The sequence below is a fragment of the Gordonia desulfuricans NBRC 100010 genome, assembly GCF_001485495.1.
In the GTDB taxonomy this organism is placed as follows: domain Bacteria; phylum Actinomycetota; class Actinomycetes; order Mycobacteriales; family Mycobacteriaceae; genus Gordonia; species Gordonia desulfuricans.
The window spans coordinates 1-6,540 of record NZ_BCNF01000193.1; the positions used below are offsets into that span (position 1 = coordinate 1).

7 protein-coding genes are annotated in these 6,540 nt (G+C 67.4%); 4 read left to right on the forward strand and 3 right to left on the reverse strand.

Translation table 11 applies throughout. The features are described from left to right. Positions 1-100: 100 nt before the first annotated feature. The gene (locus GD1_RS23555) at positions 101-1,141 is read right to left on the reverse strand and encodes an LLM class flavin-dependent oxidoreductase (protein WP_082365860.1); all 1,041 of its coding nucleotides are present in this window, start codon (positions 1,139-1,141) and stop codon (positions 101-103) included. A 102-nt stretch (positions 1,142-1,243) separates the two neighbouring features. On the opposite strand from GD1_RS23555, the gene GD1_RS23560 reads away from it, so the two are divergent. Continuing rightward, a complete protein-coding gene (locus GD1_RS23560) occupies positions 1,244-1,627 on the forward strand; it encodes an SHOCT domain-containing protein (protein WP_020794859.1) in 384 nt (127 codons plus the stop codon). A gap of 201 nt (positions 1,628-1,828) precedes the next feature. After that, entirely contained in the window at positions 1,829-2,212 is a 384-nt protein-coding gene (locus GD1_RS23565; RefSeq protein WP_020792680.1) for a cupin domain-containing protein, read from the forward strand. A 16-nt stretch (positions 2,213-2,228) separates the two neighbouring features. Here GD1_RS23565 and thiD read toward each other — a convergent pair whose 3' ends face one another. Together thiD and thiC are read right to left on the reverse strand one after the other, a co-directional pair. Next, on the reverse strand, positions 2,229-3,083 hold the full coding sequence (thiD, locus tag GD1_RS23570) for a bifunctional hydroxymethylpyrimidine kinase/phosphomethylpyrimidine kinase (protein ID WP_059039947.1): 855 nt from the start codon (positions 3,081-3,083) through the stop codon (positions 2,229-2,231). After that, positions 3,080-4,669 carry a phosphomethylpyrimidine synthase ThiC gene (gene thiC / locus GD1_RS23575; protein WP_059039949.1) on the reverse strand — a complete coding sequence of 530 codons (1,590 nt, stop codon included), beginning with the start codon at positions 4,667-4,669 and terminating at the stop codon, positions 3,080-3,082. The genes thiD and thiC overlap by 4 nt, the downstream gene beginning before the upstream one ends. Before the next feature lie 320 nt (positions 4,670-4,989). Between thiC and GD1_RS23580 the strand changes: the two genes are divergently transcribed. Together GD1_RS23580 and GD1_RS23585 are read left to right on the forward strand one after the other, a co-directional pair. Then, the gene (locus GD1_RS23580; RefSeq protein ID WP_059039951.1) at positions 4,990-5,340 is read left to right on the forward strand and encodes a GNAT family N-acetyltransferase; all 351 of its coding nucleotides are present in this window, start codon (positions 4,990-4,992) and stop codon (positions 5,338-5,340) included. A 71-nt stretch (positions 5,341-5,411) separates the two neighbouring features. Then, a complete protein-coding gene (locus GD1_RS23585) occupies positions 5,412-6,170 on the forward strand; it encodes a siderophore-interacting protein (protein ID WP_059039953.1) in 759 nt (252 codons plus the stop codon). Positions 6,171-6,540 lie beyond the last annotated feature (370 nt).

Genomic DNA, 6,540 nt, shown 5'->3' on the forward strand with positions numbered 1-6,540 from the left:
CAGCCGGCGTTGGGTGGTGACCACGTCGGGGATGGTTGGTGACTCAACCACCAACGCGCAGTTTGTGGGTGAGCCGAGGGGCCGTGGCTGAATCTGCCGTTCACTCGGGTTCGGCCAGCAACTCCCGGACTCGGGGGATCACCTGGGTGCCGTAGAGCTCGATGCTGCGCATCATGGCCCGATGGCCCAGGGTGCCGTGGGAGTACTTCATGTCGAAACGCGCCAGACCCAGCGCACGGGCGGTGTGGGCGATCTTCTGTGCCACCGTCTCCGGCGACCCGACGTACAGGGAGCCGCCGGGGCCGGTCGAACGGTCGAACTCGATCCTCGTCGGGGCCGGCCAGCCACGCTCTGCGCCGATCCGGGCGACGTAGCCGCGATAGTGCGGCCACAGCTCGTCCCGCGCCTGCTCGTCGGTCTCGGCGACATGACCGGGGGAGTGCACGCCGACCGGCAGATCCTCCGGCTTGCCGAGCTGGTTCAGGGCCCGCCGATACAGGTCGACATACGGGGCGAAGCGCAGCGGGTCACCGCCGATGATCGCCAGCATCAGCGGCAGACCGTGCCGGGCGGCGCGCACCACCGATTCGGGGCTGCCGCCGACCGCGATCCACGTCGGCAACGGGGGAGCGGCGAGCTGCGGATAGACCACCTGCCCGGTCAACGGCGGACGGGTGACGCCCTCCCAGCTGACCGGCCGACCCGTGCGCAACTGTGCGAACAACGAGAGCTTGTCGGAGAACAACTCCTCGTACTCCTCGAGGTCGAACCCGAACAGCGGGAACGACTCGGTGAACGATCCGCGACCCAGGATGACCTCGGCGCGACCCGAGGAAAGCGCATCCACCGTCGAGAATCGCTCGAACACGCGGATCGGATCGTCGGAACTGAGGACCGTGACCGCCGATCCCAGCCGGATGCGCGAGGTGCGGCCGGCAATCGCGCCGAGCACCACCTCCGGTGCCGACACCGAGTAGTCGTCACGGTGATGCTCGCCGACGCCGATGAAGTCGACGCCCACCTCGTCGGCGAGGATCGCCTCATCGAGCAGGTTGCGGATCGACTGCGCGGCGGTGCCCGGTGCACCGTCGTCGTCGACCGACACATCGCCGAAGGTGTCCAGGCCCAGTTCGATTCCCACGAATAATCCTCCTTCATGGGTGATGTCCCCATGCCTCAGGTGTGCAATGCTTGATCCCGGTTTGTTCGCACCCCGCGTCACATCATCTAAAGGAGACCTCCCGTGTGGGACTCGTTCTGGAACTTCCTGTGGTCGATGGTCATCATCTTCGCCTTCGTGGCCTACCTGATCGTCCTCTGGTACATCATTGCCGATCTCTTCCGCGACCATAAGGCGTCCGGCTGGTCCAAGGCCGTGTGGGTGGTCTTCCTCATCATCTTCCCGTACCTGACGGCACTGGTGTACCTGCTCGCCAAGGGCAAGGGAATGTCCGAGCGTGCCCAGGCGGCGGCGGTCGAGTACAAGAAGGAATCCGACCAGTACATCAAGACCGTCGCGGGAACCTCGCCGGCGCAGCAGATCTCGGAAGCCAAGCAGCTACTCGACTCGGGTGCGATCACCCCCGAGGAGTTCGAGGCGCTCAAGGCCAAGGCACTCGCACACTGACGTCCCGGCAAGGTCGTTAGTCGCCCGAAATAGTTCTGGCGCAACGGCACTCGACCTCAGACGCACACACCCGGCGGATCGGAATCCGCCGGGTGTGTCTTTTCCTACCCGAGGGTAGGGGAGACAATTCAACTGTCTGATCCGCAGACGATCCTCGCATGTCCACCCGTATCAGGGGTCCGTCGAACCGAGGAGGACGACATGCAAACCACCGAACACCAGAGCTTCGGCAAGCCCACCGAGGTGCGGGAGTTCCCGCACGGAAGAGCCGAGATCCTCTCCGTCGGCGACAGCGACATCGGCCGGCTGATCCTCCAGCCCGGCTGGCGCTGGTCCGTCGACATCAAACCCTTCGCCGGCACCGACTCCTGTCTGGCTCCGCACTTCCAGTACCACGTCTCCGGGCTGCTGCACATCAGGATGGACGACGGCACCGAGTTCGACGCCGGACCCGGCGACGTCACCAGCCTTCCGCAGGGGCATGACGCCTGGGTGGTCGGCGACGAGCCGGTGGTGGTGGTCGACTGGTACGGCGCCACCGACTACGCCCGAGAACCCGAGGTGGAGCACATGGGGACCGCATGAGCGTGGTACCGTCCGGCTAGGGCCCGGCCACCCGCCACAGCGGATTGACCGGACCGTGCCCGGCGCCGAGCGGATAGGCGGCCTGCAGTCCGCAGGTGACCCACCGCTTGGCGAAGGTGATCGCATCCGGCACCGGATACCCGTGCGCCAGGGCGCACACCGTCGCCGCGGCGAGGGTGTCGCCGGCGCCGTGGTCGTGCCCGGTGTCGATGCGCTCATGCGTGAACTCGCCGAACTCCGAGCCGTCGAAGAGGAGGTCCGGGCTCTGCGCACTCGACCGCAGATGGCCGCCCTTCACCAGTACCCACTTGGGGCCCAGGTCGTACAGGGCGCGCGCGGCATCGCGCTGGGACGCGGGGTCGGTGACCTCGACCCCGGTCAGCAACCGCACCTCGTCGAGGTTCGGGGTCACGACGGTCGCGATCGGGAACAGCCGTTCACGCAGGGTGTCGAGGGCCTCGAGGGCGAGCAACCGATCGCCGTGCATCGACGCACACACCGGGTCGACGACCAGCGGGATCGCTCCGTTGCCGCCGATGCCGAGTTCGGTGCACACCTCGGTGACCGCGGTGATGATCGGCGCCGATGCGAGCATGCCGGTCTTGGCCGCGCTCACCCCGATGTCGGAGACCACCGACCGGACCTGCGCGGCGACCACCTCCGGCGGGATCTCGTGGAAGCCGGTGACCCCCAGCGAGTTCTGGACGGTGGCGGCGGTGAGGGCGACGGTTCCGTGCAGGCCGAGCAGCGCGAAGGTTCGCAGATCGGCCTGGATGCCCGCGCCGCCACCGGAATCCGAGCCGGCGATGGTCATCACCCGCACCGGGGTCTGGCCGGGGGCGGCGGTGGGCAGCAGCCACGGATCGGTCACCGCGTACTCACTTCGAGCGGCAGCAGGGTGGCGTCGGACTCGGCCTGGGCCCGGATGTCGTGGGAGATCCGCATGGAACAGAACTTGGGTCCGCACATCGAGCAGAAGTGGGCGGTCTTGGCCGGTTCGGCGGGCAGTGTCTCGTCGTGGAACTCGCGGGCGGTGTCGGGGTCGAGCGCCAGATTGAACTGGTCGTGCCACCGGAACTCGAAGCGCGCCTTGGACAAGGCGTCGTCGCGTTCCTGCGCACGCGGGTGCCCCTTGGCGAGGTCGGCGGAGTGGGCGGCGATCTTGTAGGTGATCACGCCGACCTTGACGTCGTCACGGTTGGGCAGGCCCAGGTGCTCCTTGGGAGTGACATAGCAGAGCATCGCCGTGCCGGCCTGCGCGATCATCGCCGCGCCGATCGCCGAGGTGATGTGGTCGTAGGCGGGCGCGATGTCGGTGGCGAGCGGTCCGAGCGTGTAGAACGGTGCCTCCTCGCACAATTCCTCCTCCAGGCGCACGTTCTCGGCGATCTTGTGCATCGGTACATGCCCCGGTCCCTCGATCATCACCTGCACCCCATGTGATTTCGCGATGGTGGTGAGTTCACCGAGGGTACGGAGCTCGGCGAACTGGGCGTCGTCGTTGGCGTCGGCGATCGATCCGGGGCGCAGTCCGTCGCCGAGCGAGAAGGTGATGTCGTAGCGTGCGAAGATCTCACACAGCTCGGCGAAGTTGGTGTACAGGAACGATTCCTGCTGATGGGCCAGGCACCAGGCGGCCATGATCGACCCGCCGCGCGAGACGATGCCGGTGACCCGCCTGGCGGTCAGCGGCACATACCGCCACAGCACCCCGGCGTGCACGGTCATGTAGTCCACACCCTGCTCGGCCTGCTCGATCACGGTGTCGCGGTACAGCTCCCACGTCAGTGCGGTGGGGTCACCCTTGACCTTCTCGAGCGCCTGGTAGATCGGCACCGTCCCCACCGGGACCGGCGAGTTCCGCAGAATCCACTCGCGGGTCTGGTGGATCTCGGCGCCGGTGGACAGGTCCATGATGGTGTCGGCACCCCATCGGGTGGCCCACACCATCTTCTCCACCTCCTCGGCGATCGAACTGGTCACCGCCGAGTTGCCGATGTTGGCATTCACCTTGACCGCGAAGCGTTTTCCGATGATCATCGGCTCCGACTCGGGGTGCCGGTGATTGACCGGGATCACCGCACGGCCGGCGGCCACCTCGGTGCGGACCAGCTCGACGTCGACGCCTTCGCGCGCTGCGACATATCGCATCTCGTCGGTCACCAGACCTGCTCGTGCCCAGGCCAATTGGGTGGATGCGCCGTCGACCGTGGCCGGGCGCCGCCAGCTGTCGCGGGTACGGGGCAGGCCGCGTTCGAGGTCGATGGTCGCGGTGTCGTCGGTGTAGGGACCCGAGGTGTCGTAGACGTCGAGGTGTTCACCGTTGGTGAGTTCGATCCGGCGCTGCGGGATGCTCAGGCCGTCGATCTCGAGGTGCCGCTTGTGACTTCCGGAGATCGGGCCGGTCGTGACCGCATTGCACGCGACCGTCGTTTCGGTGGATACAGGTGTCCCCATGATTGCTCTCCCTACGCCGGCATTATCCGGACAGGTTCGGGCGGTCGACGGCCGTCCTGCCGTCATCTCAGCCCTCGGTTCGTGAGAGCCCCCGCGTCGGTGAAGTTGTGGTGTGGTGCGGGCGACAGCTTACGCGCCCTCCGTGATGCCGTCACGACGGGGGCGACACGCGTGGACATTCCGGCAACCTCTTGCGCTCCCTACGGAAGCGTAAGGTAGCCTGTGACGCGGATCACAACGGGTGATCCCCGTCCGGGCTGGGGCACCGGCCGGTACGACGTCGGGTGCCCGCCGAATGGGCGTCGAAGGGGTGAGGACGGATGAACCGAAAGAACCGACACCATCAGCCGCCACAGACGGCGCAGTCGATCCTGCAGCAGATCTCGCAGGTCGTCCACAATCGGGACCGCGAGCGGTTCGAGCTGTGGGTGGCCGGTGATCTCGTGGGAGTGCTCGGCTACTCCGACGAGGAGATCGACGGGCAGCGCACGATCACCGTGCTGCACACGGTGCTCTACGACGAGTACACCGGGCACGGACTGGGGACCCGGCTGACGCGTGGGGCGCTCGCCTACTGTCGCGACCAGGGGGTCCGGGTTCGCCCGATCTGCTCGTTCACCAAGGACTTCCTCGATGCCCATCCCGGGATCGTGCCGTTGGCGCCGGTCTAGTGGCGCCTGCCGCGGATCAGCTGGTTAGGCTACCCTTTCCTCGAATGCATGTACCCGAGGGAAGGATCGGCATGGCCGACACCCGACAGAAGTCCCCGTCGCGCGGATGGCAGGGTGCCGTCCTCAAACTCCTGCGTGCCGACGACTACGAGTTCACCGTCACCGGCAGTGAGAAGGTCACCGACCATTACCTGCGGATCGCCTTCACCGGCGGCGGGCTGCTCCGCGACCGGCCGGTGCATCCGACCATGTGGGTGCGACTCTGGTTCGAGTCCGACGGCAAGGCGCATCAGCGTGGGTACACCCTCGCCGATCCCGATGCCGCGGCCGACACCTTCGCGATCGAGTTCGCCATCCACGACGGTGCCGCCGCGCGCTGGGCGCAGTCGGCCAAGCCCGGCGACACGATCGGCGCCACGTTCATGGGCTCGAAGTTCGCCATCCCCGAGCCTGCGCCCACGGGATGGCTGGTCGCCGGTGATCCGGCGGCATTGCCCGCGATCAACTCGCTGCTCGACGCCTTGACGGTGTCGTCGCCGGGTGTCCCGGCGACGGTCTGGTTCGAGTACACCCACGACGACGACCGTGATCTCCCGCTGCATGCCCGCGAGATCGACACGATCCACTGGATTCGACGCGAGCGCGACGGTGCCGCGCTCGTCGATGCGGTGCGGTCGGCGGCGCATGCGGCCACCGGCCACTTCGGCTGGGTGGCGCTGGACACGGTGAGCACCCGCGCGGTCGCCGAGTTGTTCCGCACCGATTTCGGGCTGGGCAAGAAGGGGGTCAAGGCGCAGGCGTACTGGCGTCCGGATGCCGACCCGTCCTGAGTCGTCCGGGCGCCGGGTGTCGGGGGAGGGGTATCAGGGGGCGGCCGGGACTCCCGGCCTGCGGTGGAGGCTTTGGAATGACGTGTATCTAGGTTAGCCTCACCTAAGGAGCAGTGTTCGGGGGCGCTCCGCGTGTATCGAGGAGAACAGCGTGACATTCAACGGCGGTCAGACCGGTGACGACCAGGGGCCGGTGCCGACATCGGGTACACCGACGGGTACTACCCGTCCGACGACCATCCCACCGACAGCTACGCGACGACCGATCCCGAGCCGCTCGCGCCGCAGGAGGCGCCGCCTGCCGCGGCCGAGCGCGGCTCCGGGGTGAACTGGCCGACGGTGCTGGCCTCGGCCGGCATCGCGGCGGTCG